This window comes from Kribbella sp. NPDC049174 (assembly GCF_043197365.1).
Taxonomy (GTDB): Bacteria; Actinomycetota; Actinomycetes; order Propionibacteriales; family Kribbellaceae; genus Kribbella.
In genome coordinates this window covers 241,017-260,283 of the sequence record NZ_JBICSZ010000011.1, presented here as the reverse complement: position 1 = coordinate 260,283, position 19,267 = coordinate 241,017, and the positions used below count along the sequence as shown (strand labels likewise).

At 65.2% G+C, this 19,267-nt stretch carries 23 protein-coding genes, 1 tRNA gene and 2 pseudogenes; 8 read left to right on the top strand and 18 right to left on the bottom strand.

The annotated features are described in order from the left end of the window. Positions 1–209: 209 nt before the first annotated feature. Complete coding sequence (locus ACGFIF_RS39165) at positions 210–947, bottom strand: hypothetical protein (protein WP_393161953.1); 738 nt, start codon at positions 945–947, stop codon at positions 210–212. Between the two features lie 308 nt (positions 948–1,255). Between ACGFIF_RS39165 and ACGFIF_RS39160 the strand changes: the two genes are divergently transcribed. Together ACGFIF_RS39160 and ACGFIF_RS39155 are read left to right on the top strand one after the other, a co-directional pair. After that, positions 1,256–1,660 carry an NUDIX hydrolase gene (locus ACGFIF_RS39160; protein ID WP_393161951.1) on the top strand — a complete coding sequence of 135 codons (405 nt, stop codon included), beginning with the start codon at positions 1,256–1,258 and terminating at the stop codon, positions 1,658–1,660. Between the two features lie 207 nt (positions 1,661–1,867). Further along, on the top strand, positions 1,868–2,383 hold the full coding sequence (locus ACGFIF_RS39155; protein ID WP_393161949.1) for a hypothetical protein: 516 nt from the start codon (positions 1,868–1,870) through the stop codon (positions 2,381–2,383). 52 nt (positions 2,384–2,435) lie between these two features. Here ACGFIF_RS39155 and ACGFIF_RS39150 read toward each other — a convergent pair whose 3' ends face one another. The 5 genes and pseudogenes from ACGFIF_RS39150 to ACGFIF_RS39130 form a co-directional block, all read right to left on the bottom strand. Further along, positions 2,436–2,912, bottom strand: a complete 477-nt coding sequence (locus ACGFIF_RS39150) for a potassium channel family protein (RefSeq protein WP_393161947.1) — start codon at positions 2,910–2,912, stop codon at positions 2,436–2,438. Next, positions 2,894–3,133, bottom strand: a pseudogene (locus ACGFIF_RS39145) (hypothetical protein); the annotation flags it as partial. The gene ACGFIF_RS39150 and the pseudogene ACGFIF_RS39145, both read right to left, overlap by 19 nt. 36 nt (positions 3,134–3,169) lie before the next feature. Beyond that, complete coding sequence (locus tag ACGFIF_RS39140; RefSeq protein ID WP_393161945.1) at positions 3,170–4,057, bottom strand: phosphotransferase family protein; 888 nt, start codon at positions 4,055–4,057, stop codon at positions 3,170–3,172. A gap of 142 nt (positions 4,058–4,199) precedes the next feature. Next, a complete protein-coding gene (locus ACGFIF_RS39135) occupies positions 4,200–4,787 on the bottom strand; it encodes a GNAT family N-acetyltransferase (RefSeq protein ID WP_393161943.1) in 588 nt (195 codons plus the stop codon). Between the two features lie 273 nt (positions 4,788–5,060). Further along, entirely contained in the window at positions 5,061–5,600 is a 540-nt protein-coding gene (locus ACGFIF_RS39130; protein ID WP_393161941.1) for a hypothetical protein, read from the bottom strand. 101 nt (positions 5,601–5,701) lie between these two features. Here ACGFIF_RS39130 and ACGFIF_RS39125 point away from each other — a divergent pair. Beyond that, positions 5,702–6,052: pseudogene (locus tag ACGFIF_RS39125) on the top strand (tyrosine-type recombinase/integrase); the annotation flags it as partial. 1,412 nt (positions 6,053–7,464) lie between these two features. Here ACGFIF_RS39125 and ACGFIF_RS39120 read toward each other — a convergent pair. Together ACGFIF_RS39120 and ACGFIF_RS39115 are read right to left on the bottom strand one after the other, a co-directional pair. After that, on the bottom strand, positions 7,465–7,890 hold the full coding sequence (locus tag ACGFIF_RS39120) for a YybH family protein (RefSeq protein ID WP_393161939.1): 426 nt from the start codon (positions 7,888–7,890) through the stop codon (positions 7,465–7,467). Between the two features lie 312 nt (positions 7,891–8,202). After that, complete coding sequence (locus ACGFIF_RS39115) at positions 8,203–8,715, bottom strand: hypothetical protein (protein ID WP_393161937.1); 513 nt, start codon at positions 8,713–8,715, stop codon at positions 8,203–8,205. 243 nt (positions 8,716–8,958) lie between these two features. On the opposite strand from ACGFIF_RS39115, the gene ACGFIF_RS39110 reads away from it, so the two are divergent. Next, positions 8,959–9,429, top strand: a complete 471-nt coding sequence (locus tag ACGFIF_RS39110) for a hypothetical protein (protein WP_393161935.1) — start codon at positions 8,959–8,961, stop codon at positions 9,427–9,429. Between the two features lie 502 nt (positions 9,430–9,931). Beyond that, positions 9,932–10,174: a hypothetical protein gene (locus ACGFIF_RS39105; RefSeq protein ID WP_393161933.1), complete on the top strand. Its 243-nt coding sequence runs from the start codon at positions 9,932–9,934 to the stop codon at positions 10,172–10,174. A gap of 883 nt (positions 10,175–11,057) precedes the next feature. Here the strand turns inward: ACGFIF_RS39105 and ACGFIF_RS39100 are convergent. Then, on the bottom strand, positions 11,058–11,579 hold the full coding sequence (locus tag ACGFIF_RS39100) for a 2'-5' RNA ligase family protein (protein ID WP_393161931.1): 522 nt from the start codon (positions 11,577–11,579) through the stop codon (positions 11,058–11,060). 8 nt (positions 11,580–11,587) lie between these two features. Further along, positions 11,588–12,292 (bottom strand): GntR family transcriptional regulator, encoded by a 705-nt coding sequence (locus ACGFIF_RS39095; protein ID WP_393161968.1) that lies wholly within the window; start codon positions 12,290–12,292, stop codon positions 11,588–11,590. A gap of 15 nt (positions 12,293–12,307) precedes the next feature. On the opposite strand from ACGFIF_RS39095, the gene ACGFIF_RS39090 reads away from it, so the two are divergent. Then, the gene (locus tag ACGFIF_RS39090) at positions 12,308–13,051 is read left to right on the top strand and encodes a tyrosine-type recombinase/integrase (protein WP_393161965.1); all 744 of its coding nucleotides are present in this window, start codon (positions 12,308–12,310) and stop codon (positions 13,049–13,051) included. Between the two features lie 123 nt (positions 13,052–13,174). On the opposite strand, the gene ACGFIF_RS39085 is transcribed toward ACGFIF_RS39090, so the two are convergent. The 6 genes from ACGFIF_RS39085 to ACGFIF_RS39060 form a co-directional block, all read right to left on the bottom strand. Further along, a tRNA-Ala gene (locus ACGFIF_RS39085) sits at positions 13,175–13,247 on the bottom strand. 411 nt (positions 13,248–13,658) lie between these two features. Next, positions 13,659–14,306, bottom strand: a complete 648-nt coding sequence (locus ACGFIF_RS39080) for a histidine phosphatase family protein (protein WP_393161929.1) — start codon at positions 14,304–14,306, stop codon at positions 13,659–13,661. Next, a complete protein-coding gene (rsfS, locus tag ACGFIF_RS39075; RefSeq protein WP_132207475.1) occupies positions 14,303–14,686 on the bottom strand; it encodes a ribosome silencing factor in 384 nt (127 codons plus the stop codon). The genes ACGFIF_RS39080 and rsfS overlap by 4 nt, the downstream gene beginning before the upstream one ends. Before the next feature lie 10 nt (positions 14,687–14,696). Then, on the bottom strand, positions 14,697–15,308 hold the full coding sequence (gene nadD, locus ACGFIF_RS39070) for a nicotinate-nucleotide adenylyltransferase (RefSeq protein WP_393161926.1): 612 nt from the start codon (positions 15,306–15,308) through the stop codon (positions 14,697–14,699). A 21-nt stretch (positions 15,309–15,329) separates the two neighbouring features. Next, positions 15,330–15,488, bottom strand: a complete 159-nt coding sequence (locus ACGFIF_RS39065; RefSeq protein WP_393161924.1) for a hypothetical protein — start codon at positions 15,486–15,488, stop codon at positions 15,330–15,332. Positions 15,489–15,567: 79 nt separating this feature from the next. Further along, positions 15,568–15,696, bottom strand: a complete 129-nt coding sequence (locus tag ACGFIF_RS39060) for a hypothetical protein (RefSeq protein WP_393161922.1) — start codon at positions 15,694–15,696, stop codon at positions 15,568–15,570. A 148-nt stretch (positions 15,697–15,844) separates the two neighbouring features. On the opposite strand from ACGFIF_RS39060, the gene ACGFIF_RS39055 reads away from it, so the two are divergent. Continuing rightward, on the top strand, positions 15,845–16,300 hold the full coding sequence (locus ACGFIF_RS39055; RefSeq protein WP_393161920.1) for an Lrp/AsnC family transcriptional regulator: 456 nt from the start codon (positions 15,845–15,847) through the stop codon (positions 16,298–16,300). Here ACGFIF_RS39055 and ACGFIF_RS39050 read toward each other — a convergent pair. Further along, positions 16,202–17,425, bottom strand: coding sequence for an MFS transporter (locus tag ACGFIF_RS39050; RefSeq protein ID WP_393161918.1), 1,224 nt, complete (start codon positions 17,423–17,425; stop codon positions 16,202–16,204). The genes ACGFIF_RS39055 and ACGFIF_RS39050 overlap by 99 nt on opposite strands. A gap of 55 nt (positions 17,426–17,480) precedes the next feature. On the opposite strand from ACGFIF_RS39050, the gene ACGFIF_RS39045 reads away from it, so the two are divergent. Continuing rightward, on the top strand, positions 17,481–18,368 hold the full coding sequence (locus ACGFIF_RS39045) for a winged helix-turn-helix transcriptional regulator (RefSeq protein ID WP_393161916.1): 888 nt from the start codon (positions 17,481–17,483) through the stop codon (positions 18,366–18,368). On the opposite strand, the gene ACGFIF_RS39040 is transcribed toward ACGFIF_RS39045, so the two are convergent. Beyond that, a complete protein-coding gene (locus ACGFIF_RS39040; protein WP_393161914.1) occupies positions 18,355–19,242 on the bottom strand; it encodes an alpha/beta fold hydrolase in 888 nt (295 codons plus the stop codon). The genes ACGFIF_RS39045 and ACGFIF_RS39040 overlap by 14 nt on opposite strands. Between the last annotated feature and the right edge of the window lie 25 nt (positions 19,243–19,267).

The following is a 19,267-nucleotide window of genomic DNA, read 5'->3' as shown; positions in this document are numbered from 1 at the left end:
CCGCGCGAGCCTTGACCTCGGGATCGATCCTCTTGCGCACGTCCTGCATCCTTCCAAACTCAGAAAGATGCGGCATCAAACCTGGGGCGCTTCACGTGCGCGCCAAGCCAAGGGCCGCGCCCGGGGCCGTTTCCTCGGTCGACTGATGCGCGACACTCGTCCGCCAAGTGATCTGCGACAGTCGAGACCCGTAACCGCGTGAGCGTGCGTCAGCCGGCGGGAGCGTCCGGGTGCTTGCCCCAGGCTTTGAGTACCTGGTCCCTCACATAATTTGACTCGAAGGAAACGTTGCGCCACGGCACACCGAGTTCCGGAAGGCTGCCCCAGACATCATCCCAGCTCCTCGGCGAAAGGGTTCGCCCGCCGGGAGAGATGCGGAGTTCGAACCGGCGACGCCGGCGCATTGGTCCGCAGATCACTGCGGTGGGAGTCGGAGGCGTCCGCCAGACCGTCGTTCGGCCAGGTGAAGGCCGCGCTTCCAGGTAGGCGTCGGCCTCCTCGGCAGTCCAGCGGTCGAGATCTTCGGTGCCGTAGTCGGAGTAGTCCACGGTGTCGTACATGTCGTCGAGGTCAACGAACACCTGGCACCGCGCATCTCCATCGTGGCCGATGTTGGTGTGTGCCCAACGGACGAGTTCACGTGCACTGAACTCGTTGCGTTTGAAGCGGTGGAGCACGGCGGCAAAGGCTCCTCGCTGAGCGTTGACCGCCAACACGTCCTGCATCCCCAACTCCTGGAGCGTGTCTTCGATCAGCGGCTCCAGAACGAACTGCGAGTCCCGCGGAGATGCTCCGGCGAGCTCCCGAAGTGTCGGCGAGTCAACTTCGGCTACCAGACACTGCACGGCGGCATCGATCACCTCATTGGCTGTGCCAGGACTGAGGCGCCAAAGACTGACGGCGTCTGCCAGCAGGGCAGTGGCTTCATCTCGGGCGAGGTCCGGCATGCGGCCCATCCTGCCCCTTCGGACTCGCTCGTCGCACCAGCCTTTGCTGACGCCAGGGAGGCAGGAGACCTACGGCGCCCTGATCGGGCATGGCGTACGTCGGCCGGCGTCCCCAGATGGTCGGCAGACTTCTAGCCTGTCGCGAATCAGTTGGCGGACGTCTGTCGCAGATCTGATGGCGGATCACAGCCGCCGATGCGCTGTGTCCTCCGTCGGGTGATGTACGACGGTCGTCCGCCACGTGATCTGCGACAGTGCCGAGGGCGCGAATCGCGGCATGCGAGTGGGTTCGCGCCTAGTGTGTCGCCATGGTCGCCCGGATTCCAATCTCAATTGCTGCGCTTGTGCGCGACGGTCTCGTGCTCCTGGTGCATCGCCATCCATCGCGTCGGTGGTATCCCGACTGCTGGGACCTCGTCGGCGGGCATGTCGAGTCGGGCGAGTTGCCTCACCAGGCCGTCAGTCGGGAATGCCTCGAAGAACTCGGTGTCCACATCCACGACCCCGTACCCATCCCGATGACGGTCAGCGACCCCACCCTCGACACGCACGCGTTCCTCGTCACGCGCTGGGACGGAGAACCTGTCAACGCCGCACCGGAGGAGCACGACGATCTTCGCTGGTTCCGGCCCAGCGATCTCGCAGACTTGACGATGGCCCACCCGGCCAGCCTGTCGAGCCTCCTGAGCGCCATCCAGGTCGCAACCGATTAACCGCTCCAAACCCTGCGCTCATCGGCACATCCGTGCATCGGCCCGACGTCCTCAGGTGGTCGCCAGACGTCTAGCCTGTCGCACATCAGCTGACGGAAATATGTCGCGGATCTGTTGGCGGATCAAGCGCTCCCGGGAGCGCTGTCCTCCGTCGGACCTTCAGGCTGGTGCGTGGACGGGCATAGACCTGAGTGGGACGATGGCGCCATGGCAGACGGACCTGCCGGCCGGTTGTCGGACGTGGACGAGCACGGGTTGGAGCTCCGCAAGGAAGCCTTGACCATGGCCCCTTTACGTGGCGATCTGCCTGATGGCGTCCCTGATCGCCATACCGGAGAGCGCCGCCGAGCACACCAACTTATGGGGACTCGTCTGGGGGGGGTCACGCTCGGCCTCGCGATCGCGCACTGGTTCGCCTTCCGTGTCTCGGCGCGGATGGTGAGGGCCGGCACGGTCCGTTCTTCCGATGTCGAATTGGCTGGTGCCCAGCTGGTCGGAGCAGCCGGCGTCGCCGTGGTGGTCTCGGTTGGTGTGCTCCTCCTGCCCGACTCGGCGGAATTCGAGGGCGCCGAGTTCCTCCTCGCCGCCTTGATCTCCCTGATCGGGTACGGCGTAGCTCGAGGCGCCGGCGCGTCCCTGCTCCGAGCCGTGGTGTACTCAGTCGCCGTGCTTGTGTGCACGGTCATCGTTGCCGCCCTGAAGAACCTGCTGGCCGGGCACTGACGGCCCCCGGATCGTTGCGGGTGGCAACCATGCCACTCGCAGGCGCGCACGTTCATCCGGTGGTGCGCGCTCCGGCTGATCCTCCGGACTCGAGGGTTTGCTGGATCTGCTCCAGCCTCGAGGTGATCTCCGCGAGCTGGGCAGTCAGCTGCTCGACACCCAACGCCTCCGCGGTCTCGGAGTCGGCGATCCGCTCCTGGCGCGCCCGCTCCACGAAGCTGGAGGTGATCACCGCGGTCACGATCGTCACGAACGCGATCGCCTCCACCATGAACAGCGCCCCCACGAACCGCCCAGCGGTGTTCTCGGGGGTCACGTCGCCGTACCCGACCGTGGTCACCGTCTGCAACGCCCACCACATCCCCGTACCCAGCTCCGGGAACTCCTCCGAATCAACGACGGTGATCAGCAAACCGCCGACCACCACACTCGCCAGCGTCGCGGCGACAATCACCCCCATCGCCTTGCGCACAGACAGCGGGTCGTGCCGGAACGCGTCGAACCGGCGCATCACCAACAGGCGAACCATGACGTCCGATCCTTCCTTGAACGCAATAAGCACGATCGTCCCACCGCTAACAGGCAATGGCATCGGCGGGAAACCCGGTCAAGTTCGATGTGGTTATCGGCGACCTGACCACTGCGCCCGAGGGTGCCGTCGTACCAGCCGATGTACTCCACCACCGCACGCCCTGCCATAGCGCGGGTGGGCCAGGTTTGCGGGTCGATGAGCTCAGCCTTGAGTGAGGTGAAGAACGACTCCGAGAGAGCGTTGTCCCAGCACGTTCAAGTGACCTTGGGCGATTTCTGCAGACTGTCCAGTCGCCTGGTCATCGTGTCTAGTGTCGGCCAAGGAGGACCCTCGCGCAGCGAGCGCAGGAACTCCTCTCCGAATCGCCTCCCGTTGGGAAACTGGTCGCCAAGGTCCCAGCGCCACGCTGCGACCATCGCGAGAACGAGCTGCCGGCACTCGTCCAGCAGTCCTTGGTCAACGTTCGGATAGTGCTCGCAGACCGCCTCGGGAACATGGGCGAGATCGAATTCGACGGGTCCACGGCAGCACGTCTCGAAGTCGATGAACAACGGGCCATTCTTTGTGCTGAGCACATTGCCTTGATGCGGCTCGCCGTGGAGCAGCTGCTCCACGGCGCCGCGGTCCTCGATCGCCCGTCGCAGGCTTCCTAGTGTGCCGCTGAGGAACACGCGGTCTGCGTCGGCGAGCTCCGGCGAGAGATCCGGGTTGGCAACGATCTCTTCCGCCTCCGCGATTCGATCCGTGAACCGTGGGCTCGCCGCATCAACCGTGCGCATGCCGGCATGCAGGCGCTCCAGCGCCTTGGCGTAGTCGACTGGTGAGACGTGCGGTGTCACGGGCTCGTAGTAGATCCACAGCGTCACTGCGAAGCCATCGCGCGTGTACACAAGCGGGTCCACCCGAGACTCCAAGGCGCCCACCGGGCATCCGACCTCGGCGAGCCGTTGAGCGAGCTCGACTTCGAGCTGTGCAACCTCTTGCCCCAGTGGGGCGACCCGGGCAAAGACGTCGCATGGCGTCAGCCGCAGCGCCAGCTTGTTCGAGTTGTGGAGAACGATTGCGTCGTTGGCCGGCAGGTCGAGCGATGCGGCGACCGAAGTCGCAGCCGCGATCGCACGCGTGATGTCGGACGTCTCCATGATTTGGTCAGGCTACATTCGTGATCTTGCTCGGTCCCCCCAATTTCGGCGGGACCGCGGTACCCGAGAGTGCTGTGCCACCGGGTGCCGTTTTGCCAGCCGACGTACTCCACCGCCGCACGCCGCGATGAGGCCTTGCGGATCAGTCGCGCGTGGCCGGGGCCACCTCGCGCACCATCACGCAGTTGCCGAGGCCCTTGCGCCGGTCGTAGGTGAAGCCCTCGCGCTCGTACATCGTGCGGGTGCCGTTGTAGAGGAACGACGAGTTCTTCTTCCGAACCCCGCCGGTGTCGTGCGGGTAGCCCTCGACCAGGCCGCCGCCGGCCTGCGCGATCAGCTCGACGGCTCCGCGCAGCGCGATCGCCGCCAGGCCCTGACCGCGAAGGCCGCGCTCGACCAGGATGCAGGTGACCCGGTAGTCGGGCAGTCGCTCGGCACTGGCGACGTACTCCTTGCGGTGTTGGATGTTGGGCAGCTCCTCGGGTGATCCGTACTCCGCCCAGGCGACGGCCCGGTCGCCGTCGTAGACCAGCGCCGCGTGCGCGATCCCGTCGGCCACCAGACGTTGCTTGAGCGCCCGGTTCCCCTCGGCACTCTGGCCCTTCTCCGCGCAGTCGGGATGGAAATGCGTGCACCAGCAACTGGCGAACATGCCCTTGTTCCGCTCGACGAGAGCCGCGAAGTCGTCGAACGTCTCCGGCGTGAGCGCCTTGATCATGAAGTCGGACATGCCAGCAACGTACCCCCCGATTCCGGACGTTCTGCGTCCGGTACCTCACGCTGCCAGGCCGGCTACTCGGCGAGGCGATCGGTGGAGGCATGCGACGGGGTCGGTGAGATGATCGGCACAGAACAGGACGCACGGTGGACGAGCTGGCCGCCCTGAACCGATAGACACTCACGTCCTACAAGAGGCCGGTCTCCCGAGTGGGAAACCGGCCTCTGAGCTGTGGTGGACCCGCCCCCATCCGCGCAAGCGCCTGACAGTCGGGACGGCGCGTGTTCACACCCAGCCGGTCGCGGTGGCCACGGCCTTTGCTACGTCGGCCACCGGGCGATCGGTGGCCACCGTGAAGTCCTCCACCCTGGCCAGGTCGAGGATCTGCTCGAGTTCCCGCGAGCGCCGCAGGTGCCATCGGAGGCCGTCGTCGTCCCCACTCCCGTGCCGCTGGATGAGCCGCTGCCGGATGACCGCCAGATCCGCGCTCAACCTGCACACGGCGAGATCAACGCCGATCGCTTCGGCATACCGCTCCCGATCAGCCCGGCTCTCGACAACGCCGGCCAGCACCAGGCGGTCCGCGCCCGCGTCGAGGTAGTTGCGTGCCATACTCCGGAGGTTGCGCAACTCCAAGGCGAAGTTGAACGGGTCATCCAACGGGCTGGGCCAGTAACAAGCCAGCCAGTCGAGGTCGATGACAGCATGCGGAATCGCGGCTCCAGCAAGCAAATCCCCCACAGCCGCCGCCACCGAGGTCTTGCCCACCCCCACAGGGCCGGTGATGAGCAAAACCCGATGCGAACGATCCCCGTCAGCGCCCATAGGACGATCCTTGTTCATCGTTTTTGTAGATGACAAGTCACACCCGCATGGGCGTCCCATCTGGCCAGTCACCGCTCGACTGACCAGATGGCCGACCGTCCAAATCGCTCACCCTGGAGCAGGCGTTCCGCAAGGTCGCAAAGGCGGCCGGACTGGCTGCTGAGGACTGGACGCCCCGAGAGCTGAGACACAGCTTCGTATCGCTGCTGTCGAGCAGCGGCGTGCCGCGCGAGGACATCGCTGCGCTGGCTGGCCACGCGAGCACGGTCGTAACGGAGAAGGGTCTACCGGCACGAGCTGCGGCCGGCGCTCCGAACTGGGGCGAAGAAGATGGACGAGACCTTCCCCGATCTGCAGCTCACGGAGACTTAGCCTCCCGTTTGCCTCCCGGGTCATGCAAGAGGCCGGTCTCCCGAGTAGGAAACCGACCTCTGAGGTGTGGTGGAGCTTAGGGGATTCGAACCCCTGACCTCTTCCATGCCATTCACGGGTGGTCCCCAAGCTCTCGTGTGACGGGCCCGGCCGGATGTCCATGGGGGTCCACGAGCGTGCACGCCAGAGCGAGGCTGTTGTCACTCAGTTAGACACTCACCTGTCGGCTTCCGCAGCAGCCGATCACCTCACACTGGCTCGCATCTCAACGTAGACCCATCGGTCCACAGATTCCCTACCTCCCGAGTCGCGGGGCGCCTATCGTGCCTACATGACCCCGCCCGACCCGAGCGACCGGTGGGACCCGCGACAGCATGCTGGTGGTCGATTACCCGGCCTCACGATTCAGCGTGCAACTCCGGCCATCGACCTGCAGGCTCAGTTGATCGGAACACTAGAGGTCGACGACTCGACAGACTGCTTGGTAGTTCGCATGGAAGTCAGCACCCCAGTCGTCGACGGCCAGCGCCGGGTGCGCTTCGAGACCAGCTACCAGCTCGTCGACGTCGCTTGGCCGACAGGCTGGAGCATCGCGATCCGTGACGGCGAGGTTGCCTTGATTGATGCCATGGGGCAGACAGCCGCCCGGTTGGCGACGAGGTGTACGTCGGGGGAGGTTTTGTGCCCCCCAAGCAGGCCGATGCCATCCCATGCACAGGTCACGAGTGGGTATTCCGGGCGAGCGGGCTCTCAGGTCCTTGAACCAGCTCGCTTGCGTGTGGTCAGGAAGTCACCTTGGCGTCCCGCCGCACGGTCCAGAGTCATTGGAAGCCCATTGAGTCCGTCGGGTGGTAGGTCTTCGCCACGGAACAAATATCGCTCACCCTGCAGCTCGTACAGACCGGCATCACCCGCTACGAGATAGCGATTCGGTGCAGCATCATCTGCGCCGGCCGCTCGCGTCGAACCCTTCGACTTCCCGATCGCTGCGCCACAGCTTCGTGCCACTGCTCAGCGAGAGCGGTCTGAGCATCGAACAGATCTCGCTACTCGTCGACCACAAGAGCACCAAGTCACCGAGACGGTCTACCGCCACCAGCTCCGACCGGTCTTGACCGAGGGAGCCGAGGCGATGGACGAGCTGCTGCCCGTGAACCGATAGACACTCAGGTCATGAAAGAGGCCGGTCTCCCAGGTGGGAAACCGGCCTCTGACCTGCGTGGAGCTTAGGGGATTCGAACCCCTGACCTCTTCCATGCCATGGGCGGGGGTAGCATCTCCCTCGGCGGCGGTTCGAGCCGGATCCTCTATAGCTACAGGGATTCGAGCGTGTCGGATTGGTGCGCGTTCCAACCCGTTCGTGGGCGTTGATTCGCACTCCCGGCTCCCAATTCTCTCCCAGCCGGTCAGCCTAGAGCCGTCCATGCCTGCCGCGTTCGCTTCGCAGATACGGCCGCGACAAGGCAATCAGGGGCAATGCCAGAGTAATCTGCTACGCGCCGCCGGCAGTCTGGTCAATTGGGACGTAGTCGGCGTGGCGGTGGGCGATCTTCCACTCGCCGCTCTCGCGGCGGAAAATGTGGGTGACACGCAGTGTGTACGGTTCAACCGGGACACCGACTACCGAATTCGCGACGTGCTCGAAGCCGACGATGTACGCCAAGTCGCCACTGATGTCGGCGGCGACCACATCGAAGCGGTAGTCGGTGGCGTCGGACCATCGCGCCGCCAGCCAGCGCAGGGTCTCGCTGACCTCGTTCCAACCCTGCCTCACAGGCACTTTCGCCCCAAACACGGTGACCGGGTCTTGGCTCGACGTCATTGCCAGGCGAGCACCTGGGTCGCCGTTGATCAGAGCTTGCTCTGCTTCCGTCTGGCGAGCCAACGTCGGCGCAAGGAAGTCATCGAGGTCACTCATGGCCGTCTCCCAAGGTTGGTAATCGATCGCCGGTTCCTTGAGTCTGGCATGTACCTAAGGGGTTCAGGATGGCCGCGGGCTTCCACGGTGCCCCCGAGGACTCGAACCCCGAAACCGCTGATAACCGGACCGATCTGCTCGGCGTTGCTGGTTGTCGCCCCACATCCCTTTATTTGCTGGGCATTCGTCGCGCTGTGGTCATTCGGTGCTGCTTCTCTCCTCCGGTCGTTGCCCGTTGAATCCCGACCCGTAAGCCGTGCCGAAACCACGTCCTGGTGGGTGGTCCGTCCAGCCAGAGTTGACGGTTACGTGTCAAGCGCGCGGGTCGTGTTTCCAGAGCGCCGCAACCAAGGCAGCCTGTTCGTTGATGTTGTGCCCGTTGACATCAACGTCATGATCTGCGGCCGGAGGGTGATGCGCATCTTCCAGATGAAGAGCCTCGAACTCCTCGTCTGTGAGGTACACGGCGCGGCTCCTGGCTCGTCGCCGAGCTTCATTCATCGTCACGTGCAGGCGTATGACGAGGGCGTTTGGAAGCCAATCTCGGTACAGCAGCACTGTGTCGACGGTGATCACATCCGCGATCACGGTTTCGATCCCCTGCGCCACGAAGTTCCGGGCAAGGCTGCAGGCATTTTCCACACCCAACCGCTGCTGGTCTCGCCCGTCTTCGCCTTCCCATGGGGCAGCGTGGCCACTGACGACCATATGACGCACGTCATCCACATCAATGACGGCCGCTCTTGGGCACGATTGAGCCAGGAGTCGCGCTGTCGAGCTCTTCCCGACGGCCGGCCCTCCAGTGAGGATGAGCGGTGGTCGCATGGCAGTAGTATCACGGGCGCTACCGCCGACGGGTTACGTGTCGAGGCAAGCGGGCAGCTTCTTCGCATCGCACGCTTCTCCGCCGCGAGGTTTAAGTTTGACCTGGCGGTGTTCGGTGCGATCCGCAGGGGTTCGTATCGTCGTGGTCTCGCTGCGACATACCTTGCCCGAACGCGACTGAACGCGGCCGGATTGCAACCGGAACTGCAACCAGCGGTGCCGATCCCACAGGGGGGCGATCGAATGGACTTTGAAGGCCCGATCCCGGCGTCAACACCCGCAGAGGATGCGGCGTCGGCGGTGACGCAGTGGCTCGTCGAGAACCACAGTCCCGACGCGGGCAAGGTTCGGATTCTCGCTGATCACGAGACCGTGGTGGTGTATTGGAAAGGTGATCCGCCGGCTGATCTGCAGCAAATCGTGGCGGCTCAGCCGGTGCCGGTGACGATCCGCAAGGCCACCTACAGTCGAGACGAACTGGTGGCGGCCGCCAAAGAGCTGATTGACGCCAACAGGGGCGTCATCACCGCGGCAGGCCCGAACCACGACCTCTCCGCGGTGTGGATCACGTTCAGCTCCAAAGCGCCGCAGACTGCATTGGCGGCGGTGCGCACGCAAAGCGCGGTCCCGGTAGAGTCCGGCGGCGTGCTCGACATCAAGTCGACATCCGGACGCGCAACCACCCAAGGGGAATATCCGCCGAGCCAGGGTTGACGGTTACGTGTCAAGGCGCGGGCAGTGCTACGCATCGCCCCGATAGCTGCCGGCCTTAGGTTCGGAGCGGCGTGGGTCAAGGGTCGAGCTTGCTCGATCGCGGAGCGACTTGCCCTTGACGCGCGTCGGGCCGAACCGCACTTCTCCATGATTGCTAGCGGGGCGATGCGGGATCACCGATCAGACGGGAGTATCGATCAGCCAAGGTCCGGCGGGTAGCCGGCCGTTTCGGCGAGCAACCACTGCGACAGGGTGCCGATCGTTGACGGTGAGTTCTGCTGTCTTCGACCCGGCACCCTGGTGGCACGTGCGCGCCAAGCCAAGGGACGCGCCCAGAACGCAGCGAAGCGGAGTGGCGGGCAGGCGTCCCGCCCTTCGGTGGCAGCGCGCTTTCGGGCCCTGGAGGGCCCGTCTTGAAGACGTAGAGAAAGTTGTCAGGCGAGAGGACGCCAACTGGGCGCTACAGTGAGCCATCAACTCGGCGACAACACGGGTAGGTCAGGTGAGCAGGCAGCGAATTCGTGCGGCAGCGAAGGTGCGCAGACAAGCGCAGAACGAAGCATTCAAATGGCGCGACCACATTTCGTTGATCGTCAGCGCGTCCGTAACGCTCTTCGCTCTTCTTCAGATCGCCGGATTGAGCGGCTACAACATGCAGGTGTCGCTGGCGCTTCTCGGCTCTATAACTAGTATTTTTACGATTGTCTCGCGGGCAGCCCTTTCTTCTTTGGCCATACTCGGCTAATTGTTCCGGTGGCCGGCGTTTCGATGGCTCTCGCATTCCGCCTGGCTAGAGAACAATCTATGCGATTAGACGCTCGCAAGTTGTGGGAGCCGCACAAGAAGCTTCTGGCACCCGTGATAGCTGGAATGAGCACGATTAGTGCATTTCTGCTTCCAGTGAGCGTGGTTGGCATGGCCCTCGTGTCGTCTGTGTTCATCGTGTTGTACGTGGCCGCGGTCGTCAAAGTCTCGAACAGTTGTGTTCGCCTCTACCGAAGGATGAGGCCAGCATCCCGGTCTCGTGATCGCGCTAAGGCGACCAAAGATCGACGTGACGACGTTCGACTGTTGGCGACAGCGATGATTGCGGTAAGTCTGATCTTTTTCGTGATATTGCTGTCTAGGCCTGCGGTGCCGTACGAGAAACTTGAGCCGATTGGCCCTTACGCATTTACGGGGCACGTACTCGGTTCGGAGTCGGAGAGTCTGCTCGTGTTGACCAGCGGAGATCTGATAAATTTAGTGCGGATATCCGCATCATCAACGAGGCGATCTCTTTGTAAGCCGGTTCGTGAGAACCTGCGGCCAGGCGAGGGGCCGTTCGCTTTCGAAGAATTCGCGTATGGTCGGTCATTGATGCAGATAGTTAGTGGCTTCTCAAATCCACCACTGCCACCGTGCCCCGCTCGAAACACACCGTAGATGGTGATGACTCGATCGAGGCATCGTGTCCTGTTGGATACTAGCTCTGCCTCCAGTGGCCAATGTCGCTCAGCTTGCCACTGACAGCTGGAACGTCTCGAGCACCCGCCACTCGTACATGCGGTTGTCGCGGTGCATCTCGATCAGCGGCACTTCATCGACGAGAAGGCTTAGAGGCGTGCTCTCGACAGCTTCGAGCGCTCTCAGCGCCTCGGCGGCTGACTGATCGGCGTTGACATACGCAAACTCACGTGGGGCTGGAAGTCCGTGGAGCCGAGATCGATGGTCCCCGGCCCTAGTGCCCTGTCGATAGCTGATCTGACGATGTCTCGAACGTCGTTGAGAGGTTGCACATCCTCTGGAACCAAGACGATTGCCTCCGGTCGGATGAGCGGGCGGTTGAAGACGAGGGGGAACGGTTTGACGTTGGCGAGCGCTGCGCGGGTTGTCTTCACCACCGACGCAAGGTCTTCGGTTGAGATGCTATCCACGAATGCGAGCCCTTGCATGGTTATGTGAAGCCAGTCGCGTGGGATCGGGTCGAAGCTGACGACGTCTCGGATCGCATCCTGGTACTGGGCAACCAGACCTGCGAGACCTTCGGAGCTCCCCACCGCCAGGTGGAAGGCGTAGAAACGTGTCCCGATTTGCCAGCCCGGACGCCACCACCAGTGGTCGCGGAGCTCGGTTGCGTGTCGCCACATCCCCTCGGGCTTGCTCGTCATCGGTCCTCCTAGATGTCCGACTGTGCGTCGGGTTGCTCGGCTTCAGCGGTGATCTCGTACTCGTCGATGAGCATGACGCGATCGGCCGGCCAAATGGACTCGGACACTTCGAGCACGTCACCGTCTGCGCTTCGGGCAGTGTGAACCACATGAAGGACCGGCATGCCCGGAGCCAGGTTGAGGATGTCGCTCTCTTCAGCCGTTGGGAGTCGAGATAACCATGCGTCGCGAGCTTGGGCGTAGAGCTTGCCACTGAGGTCTTCGACGCAGAGGAACAATGCCTTCGGCACGACGGTCGCCTCCTCGAGGTAGGTACCTCCGGCGATCTCGACCGGGATGTAGCTGGCACCGATCTCTTCCAGGCGACCATCAGCCTTGTCGTAGAGGTTTCGCCGCCGCACTACCACCTCACTTCCCGGCGCGACGTTCATCGCCTCGGCGATGTGCTGCGGAACCTGCTGCCGACCGGCGAAGACGATCCGGTGCTCGAAGTCGGATGACAGGAGCTTCTCGTCGGCACGAGCGCGCCCATAGCGGTTGCGTGACCGTCGCTGTCGCCGGCGGCCATCCTTGACGAATGTGCCGATGCCGTGGCGCGACTCGATGAGGCCTTCAGCGCGCAGGACGCCGATGGCCTGGCGGAGGGTCGGAAGGCTCACGTTGTAGCGATCCGTAAGGGTCGTCTCCGCAGGCAGTCGATCGCCAGGCTGCAGGTCCTACGAGTGAGCATGCGGCTGCATGAGAACGAGCTCGGTTTGAGCGGCCTCCTACTCGGTCTCCTCGATGCCTACACCGGAGCGCGTTGGGGCGAGTTGGCCGGCCAAACGATTCCCGAGTATGACGAAGTCAAGAAGGCGATCGCAGTCTTCGAACCACTCAAGGAGATCGACGGCCGACTCTTCAAGGGCGGTACCGGTGTCACTGAGCGAACAACCCCTGAACTAGCCGATGGTAGGCGACGTCCGCGCCGGGCAAAGCGGAGTGCTCGAACGAAGTCACCAGCCAGCGAACGTTGGGTCCAACTGCCACCGAGCATCGCGTCCATCTATGAACTGCTCCTGGCGACCCGGCCAGTCGGGCAATCGTTCGTATTCATCTCGCTCCAGGGCCAACCGTGGTATCGGTCGAACTTCCGTCAGCGCTTCTGGCGTCCGGCCTGGGATGGTGTCGATGCGGACAAGCCGTACTCGGAGCGTCATGTCCCGGCGATTCTGTCCGGCTTCCGGTTCCACGAGGGGCGACACACCCACGCCACCTGGTTGACCGAGGACGGGATCTCAGAGGTTGCCCGACGTGCGCGACTCGGACACAAGATGAAAGGCATGGGCCGCGTCTACGACCACGTGACGCCTGAGATGGAGCGGCAGATCCTGGAGGCGCTGGAAGAGCGTTTCGTGACCTCGGTACTCGCCCTCGAGGACGATGAGCGGGAGAAGCTGCTCAGTGCCTGTGATCAAGGACACCGTCGGTAGGGCTCAGCAAGAGGCCGAGAAGCTGGTGGGAGCCGAGCGGTTCTCCCAAATCTCTCCCACGGACCCCTCAAACGAGAACAGGTCAGGGGGCGAAAGTGCCTCCTGACCTGCAAACTCTCTGGGTGGAGCTTAGGGGATTCGAACCCCTGACCTCTTCCATGCCATGGAAGCGCGCTACCAACTGCGCCAAAGCCCCGCGGTGTCTTGCGACTCCGGAAGTTTAGCGGATGAGTGCCTCCAAAGAAAAATCGGATAAGCCCCCTCCGCGGCACGCTCGTAGACCCCTCCTGCGCAGCGCTGATGTCGCCTTCAGTACCGCCTCAGCCGATCCCACCGCGAGCCATCCACGCGCACTAGAAGGACCACTCGCCGGATGCCCGGTTCCCAGTACGTCCGCCTGGCACGGTCCGCCGGACCACGGTTCGTGGCGCGCCGGAGGCGCCAGAGGAACAGCTGCCGCGGAGCGGTGTCCTTTCACGCTCGCCCCGGTCCCCCAGTACATCCGCCGAGCGCGGTGCGCCGGATCACAGTTCGCGGCGCGCCGGAGGCGCCAGAAGAACTGCCGCCGCGGAGCGGTGTCCTTTGGGCGGTGTTCTTCCCGTGTGCTTCAGCGTTGGGGGTCGTCGCTCATGACTGGTTCGGGGAGGGAGCCTGCGTTCCATTCCTCGATGCGCCAGCGGTGGTTGCGGCTGGGGAGCAGGGAGACCCAGTTGCAGTTGGAGAGGCCGCCGAAGGCGGGCCAGTGGTCTTGGGGGATGCCGAGGAAGAGGCAGATGCCGACGCGGGCGGCGAGGCCGTGGGTGGCGACGACGACGGTGTCTTCGGATCCGCCTTCGCCGGCGATGCGGCCGAGGGCCTCGGAGAAGCGGAGGGCGACTTCTTCGACGGTCTCGCCGGAGGTGCCGCGCCGCTGGGGTTCGCCGGAGCGGATGCGGGCGGCGGCCTCGGGGTGGATGGCGGCGAGTTCGGACATGGTCATGCCGGCCCAGTCGTCGACGTCGATCTCACGGAGGGCTTCATCGTACTCGACCTTCAACCCCGTCAGAGCGGCGAGTTCACCGGCGGTGGCGGCGGCGCGCTGGAGGTCGCTGGAGAAGAGGCGGGTCGGAGCCAGCGAGGCCAGGCGGGCGGCCGCGGCCCGGGCCTGGGACACCCCGATGTCGTCGAGGGGGATGTCGGCCTGGCCCTGGATCTTGTCCTGCAGATTCCACTCGGTCCGGCCGTGGCGCCAGACGATCAGTCGTCCCGCGGTCATTCGGCGGCGGAACCAGGAACGGGAGAGGGCAGGGCGATGGTCGGGCAGTCGCGCCAGAGCCGCTCGAGGGAGTAGAAGCTGCGCTCCTCGGAGTGCTGGACGTGGATGACGATCTCGAGGTAGTCGAGCAGCACCCAGCGGCCTTCGCGGGCGCCTTCGCGGCGGACCGGCTTGGCGTCGAAGTCGACCCGGAGCTTCTCCTCGACCGCGTCGACGATGGCGCGGACCTGGCGGTCGTTCGAGGCGGACGCGACCAGGAAGGCGTCGGTGATGGCGAGCTGCTCGGACACGTCGAAGGCGAGGACGTTCTCGGCCTTCTTGTCGTGGGCCGCTTCCGCCGCCGCGGTGAGCAGCTCGATAGCACGTTCGCTGGCTGGCATGTAGTTCCTTCTAACGGTTGGTGTAGAGCTCACGCTTGGCGATGTACTGGACGATGCCGTCCGGGACGAGGTACCAGGTCGGATTCCCCTTCGCGACCCGCTCCCGGCACTCGGTCGACGAGATCGCCAGCGCGGGTACCTCGAGCAGGGTGATCCGATCCATCGGCAGCTTGTCGAGCGGCAGTTCGAGACCCTCGGTGCCGGGCCGGGTGCAGCCGACGAACTGGGCCAGTTTGAACGTCTCGTCCACGTCGCGCCAGGTCAGGATCTGGGCGAGCGCGTCGGCGCCGGTGATGAAGAACAGTTCGGCGTCGGGGTACAGCTTGGACAGGTCGCGCAGTGTGTCGATCGTGTACGTCGGCCCCGGCCGGTCGATGTCGACCCGGCTGACCGAGAACCTCGGGTTCGACGCGGTGGCGATGACCGTCATCAGGTAGCGGTCCTCGGCCGGCGAGACCTTCCGCTCGGACTTCTGCCACGGCTGGCCGGTCGGGACGAAGATCACCTCGTCCAGGTCGAAGTACGACTGCACCTCGCTGGCCGCGACCAGGTGCCCGTGGTGAATCGGGTCGAAGGTGCCGCCCATCACGCCGAGGCGCCGGACCCGCTCCACAGATGCCACGTCAGCCCTTCGTCAAGCCGCTCAGCTGTGCGGCCGGCCCTTGCCCATGATGACCGTGACGGCGAGCAGCAGGACGAGCACGAACAGGGAGAACCCGCCGTACCACCACGGCGAGATGTGCGCGGCCTCGGAGCCGGCCTCTTCGACAGCCGCGAGCAGCGGCAGCAGGTGCGTTTGCATGAGCCAGAGCCTATCTCGTGTCCACCGACACGAGCGCGACCGGGCGCCTGGGCAGGCTCACCGGTCGCGCGGAGGTGGGTCAGCTGTGGCGGACGTAACGGGTCAGCAGCCGGCGCCACCGCGACGGCACGGCGTGGGCGCGCTGGTACTGCGCGGCGACACGATGCATCTCGTCGATCTGGGCACGGGCGACTTCGGGGGTGATCATGATTCCTTCACTGGGTTGTACGGCGGTCTCGGGACGGACGATCCCGACACCACACATTCTACGTCTAGCACGCAGGGTGGACAAACGAATTAAAGGTAATCTAGGCCGCAGACCTATGAATCTGTGGTGAACGGGGAGGTTCGCGCCAATGGACGCAATCGACCGGCAACTGATCGAGGTACTGCGGGCGAACGGCCGGTCCAGCTGGGCCGAGCTCGGTCGCGTGGTCGGATTGTCCGGCCCGAGCGTCCAGGAACGGGTCCGCCGGCTCGAGGAGCGCGGCGTGCTGCTCGGGTACCGCGCGGTGGTCGCGCCGGACCAGGTCGGGCTCGGCACCAGCGCGTTGATCGGGCTGTTCCAGCGCGACGACGTGGAGACCGACGACATCGTCGACCAGGTCCGCGAGATCGCCGCGGTGGAGGACTGCTGGTTCGTGGCCGGCGACCAGGAACTCGTGGTGAAGGTCCGCGTACCCGACGTCACCCAGCTCGAGGCGGTGGTGGGCTCACTGCGCCGCGTCAACGGAGTGGTCCGCACCCGGACGACGGTCGTCCTGTCGACCCGCTGGGAGGGCCGCCCGGCGCCGCTCCCCGACCAGGACTAGTACGACGCCCGCCACGAGAGCGAGCGCGGCCGCGACCGGAAAGAGCAGTCCCGGCGCGTGTTCGTACGCCGATCCACCGAGTGCAGGCGCGAGGAACATGCCACTGATCGACGCGGCGGCGTAAAGACTCGAATACCGGCCCACCATCCCATCAGGAGCCGCGTCGGCGACGTGAGCGGTGGCGGTCGGCTTGTAGAGCATCTCCCCCGCCGTGATCACCACGATCGCCACCGTCGCCCCGGCCAACGCCGGCCAGATCCCGAGCACCGCCAACCCCGCTCCCACCAGCGCGAATCCCACCGCGATCACGCGCAACGCCCGATGACCCCGCAACCGGACGGCGAGCGGCGCCTCACAACAGACGATGACCACCGAGCTCAGCCCGATCAGTACGCCGTACGCGACCGCCGGCGAACCGGCATCCCGCAACAACAACGGCATCGTCGCGAACACCTGCCGATACACGGTGTCCACCACCACGATCGTTGCCAACAGCACCAACACGGACCGGTCCCGGAGCAACGCACGCCACATCCCCGTCGCCGCGACAGCGACGGTACGGCGCCCAGCCGGCACAAACCGCCACACGATCGCCGCGAGCACCACACTCGACACCGCATCCAGGAGGAACACCAGCGAGAAGTCGTACGCCGCCAGCAGTCCGCCGAGCGGTGGCCCGATGGTGAAGCCGGCGTTGCTCGCCGTACGCGACAGCGCGATGCCCTCTCGCCGACGCTCGTCCGGCAGCGCGGTGGCGACCAGCGCACTGAGATTCGGCCGACTCGCTCCCCCGAACAGCCCAGCCACTCCGGCCATAACGCCAAGCGCTGCACTCGGCACGGCAGGCATGGCCAGACAAGCGACCGCCCACAACAGTTGACTGGCCACGGCCGCAGACCGCAGACCGAAACGGTCGCCGAACCAGCCGCCACCCAGGTTCCCGCCGAGCAGTCCAACGCCGTACGCCGCCGCCGCGAAGCCGGCCTGTTGCGCGGACATCCCGCGGTCCTCGACCAGGTAGAGCGTCAGGTAGATCCACGCCAGCGCCCCCGCGGAGCTGACCAACTGGCCGACCATCACCGCCTTGAGCCAGCCCGGCAGTTCCGCGATCCGTCGCCAGTACATGGCACCCCCAGCTAGAGTGAGTTCCTAATAGGAACTTAGTCGCCCGGCTAGCGTGGTGGCAACCGGATTGGGGGTCGGCGTGCGGCGGAGCAGCTTCGAACCCGAGCCGGACTGTGCGATCGCGCAGTCCCTCGGCGTGATCGGCGACGGCTGGGAACTGCTGATCGTCCGCGACCTGGCCCGCGGCCTCGATCGCTTCGACCAGCTCGCGGAGTCGCTGCACATCTCCCGCAAGGTCCTGGCCGAGCGACTGACCGGCCTGCTCGACAGCGGGATCGTCGAGCGGTCGGCGTACCAGGACCGCCCGACGCGCTACGCCTACCGACTGACCCCGCGCGGCCGAGCACTGCTGCCCGTGCTGGTCGCGCTCCAGGACTGGGGCGACCGCTGGCTCCTCGGCGACGGCTCACTCACCGGCACCAACACCGACGACGAGCCGCCCGCGCATCGGATCCACCAACTGACAGGCCACCGGGTCCCCGAGATCACCCTGCCTTCCACAGCCGGTACGACGCTCGACGTGGTGGACACCGACGCCCGAGCGACTGTGCTGTTCGGCTACCCGGCGACCGGCCGGCCGACGCCACTGCCGGACGGCTGGAGCGAGATCGCCGGCGCCAGCGGCTGCACGCTGGAAAACAGGCTCTTCGCCGCCCGGTACGACGAGTTCGCCGCCGAGAGGATCGCGATCCGTGGCGTCAGCACCCAACGCCCGGACGAGCAGCGAGCGTTCGCGGCGTCGGAGGAGATACCGCACCCGCTGCTGTCCGACCTGGAACTGGAGTTGGCTGCCGCACTCAGGCTGCCGACCTTCCGCGCCGGCGGGTACGAACGGTTGAAGCGAGTCGTCCTCGTGGTTGGTCCGGACCGCGTCGTACAGGCGGTCCGATATCCCGTCACGGACATCGCAGAAGCGGTGGAATGGGCAATCAGGACTGCTTGAGGAACGCCTTGATCTCGGTCGCAATCAGGCCGACCGCCTTCGCGCTACCCCGCGGATTGGTTCCACCCGGGTCACTCGACGCGCCGTGGTCGAGGCCATCGAACTCGATTCGCGTGCACTGCGGCAGCACCTTCTCCAACGTGTCCCGCCACGGCTTGAGCGCCGCCAACCCCTTGCTGCCACCCATCAGCAGCACCTCCGCGGACACCTCGCGGAACTTGTCGAACGTCCCGGCCAGCTCGGCGATCAGCGCACCTTCCTGGTGGATCGTCGGAGCCAGCTTGCGCATGGTGACCGCGTCGGCGCCGAGCTGACGCTCCTCCTTGAACAGCATCTTCTCGGTGATCCGGGTCAGCATCCGCCGCGGCATCACCTTCAGGAACGACGGCGCCAACTGCAGCCCGAACATGCTCGTGACCATCGCACCAGGGATGTCGCCGCGAGCGATCTCCTCGTCGAAGCGGGCCAGCCAAACCCGGTGCCTGTCGCCGTCCATCACCAGCGCCGGCTCATAGACCGCCACCTTGCGAAGGACCGGCAGTGTGCGCGCCGCCTCCATCACGACCGCACCGCCCGCACTCACGCCGAACGCCAACTCGGCGCCGGCGAGGGTCAGCACGGCCTCGACATCTTCCACCTCGGTACGAACGCAGTGGTCCGGCCGGTGTGGACCGGACAGCCCACGCCCGCGCCGATCCAGCAGATAGACGGTGAAGTCATCGGCCAGCGCCTCGGCGAGCAGCGTGTGGCTGCGACTCGACTCCATGCTGCCGTGCACGAGGACGACCGCGGGGCCGCGGCCGGTCTTCCAGTACCCGATCCGGGTGCCGTCGCGGGATTCCACCGCGCCCTGGGTGAGTTCCGTTGTCATCATGGCTCGATAGTCACACACGGTCTAG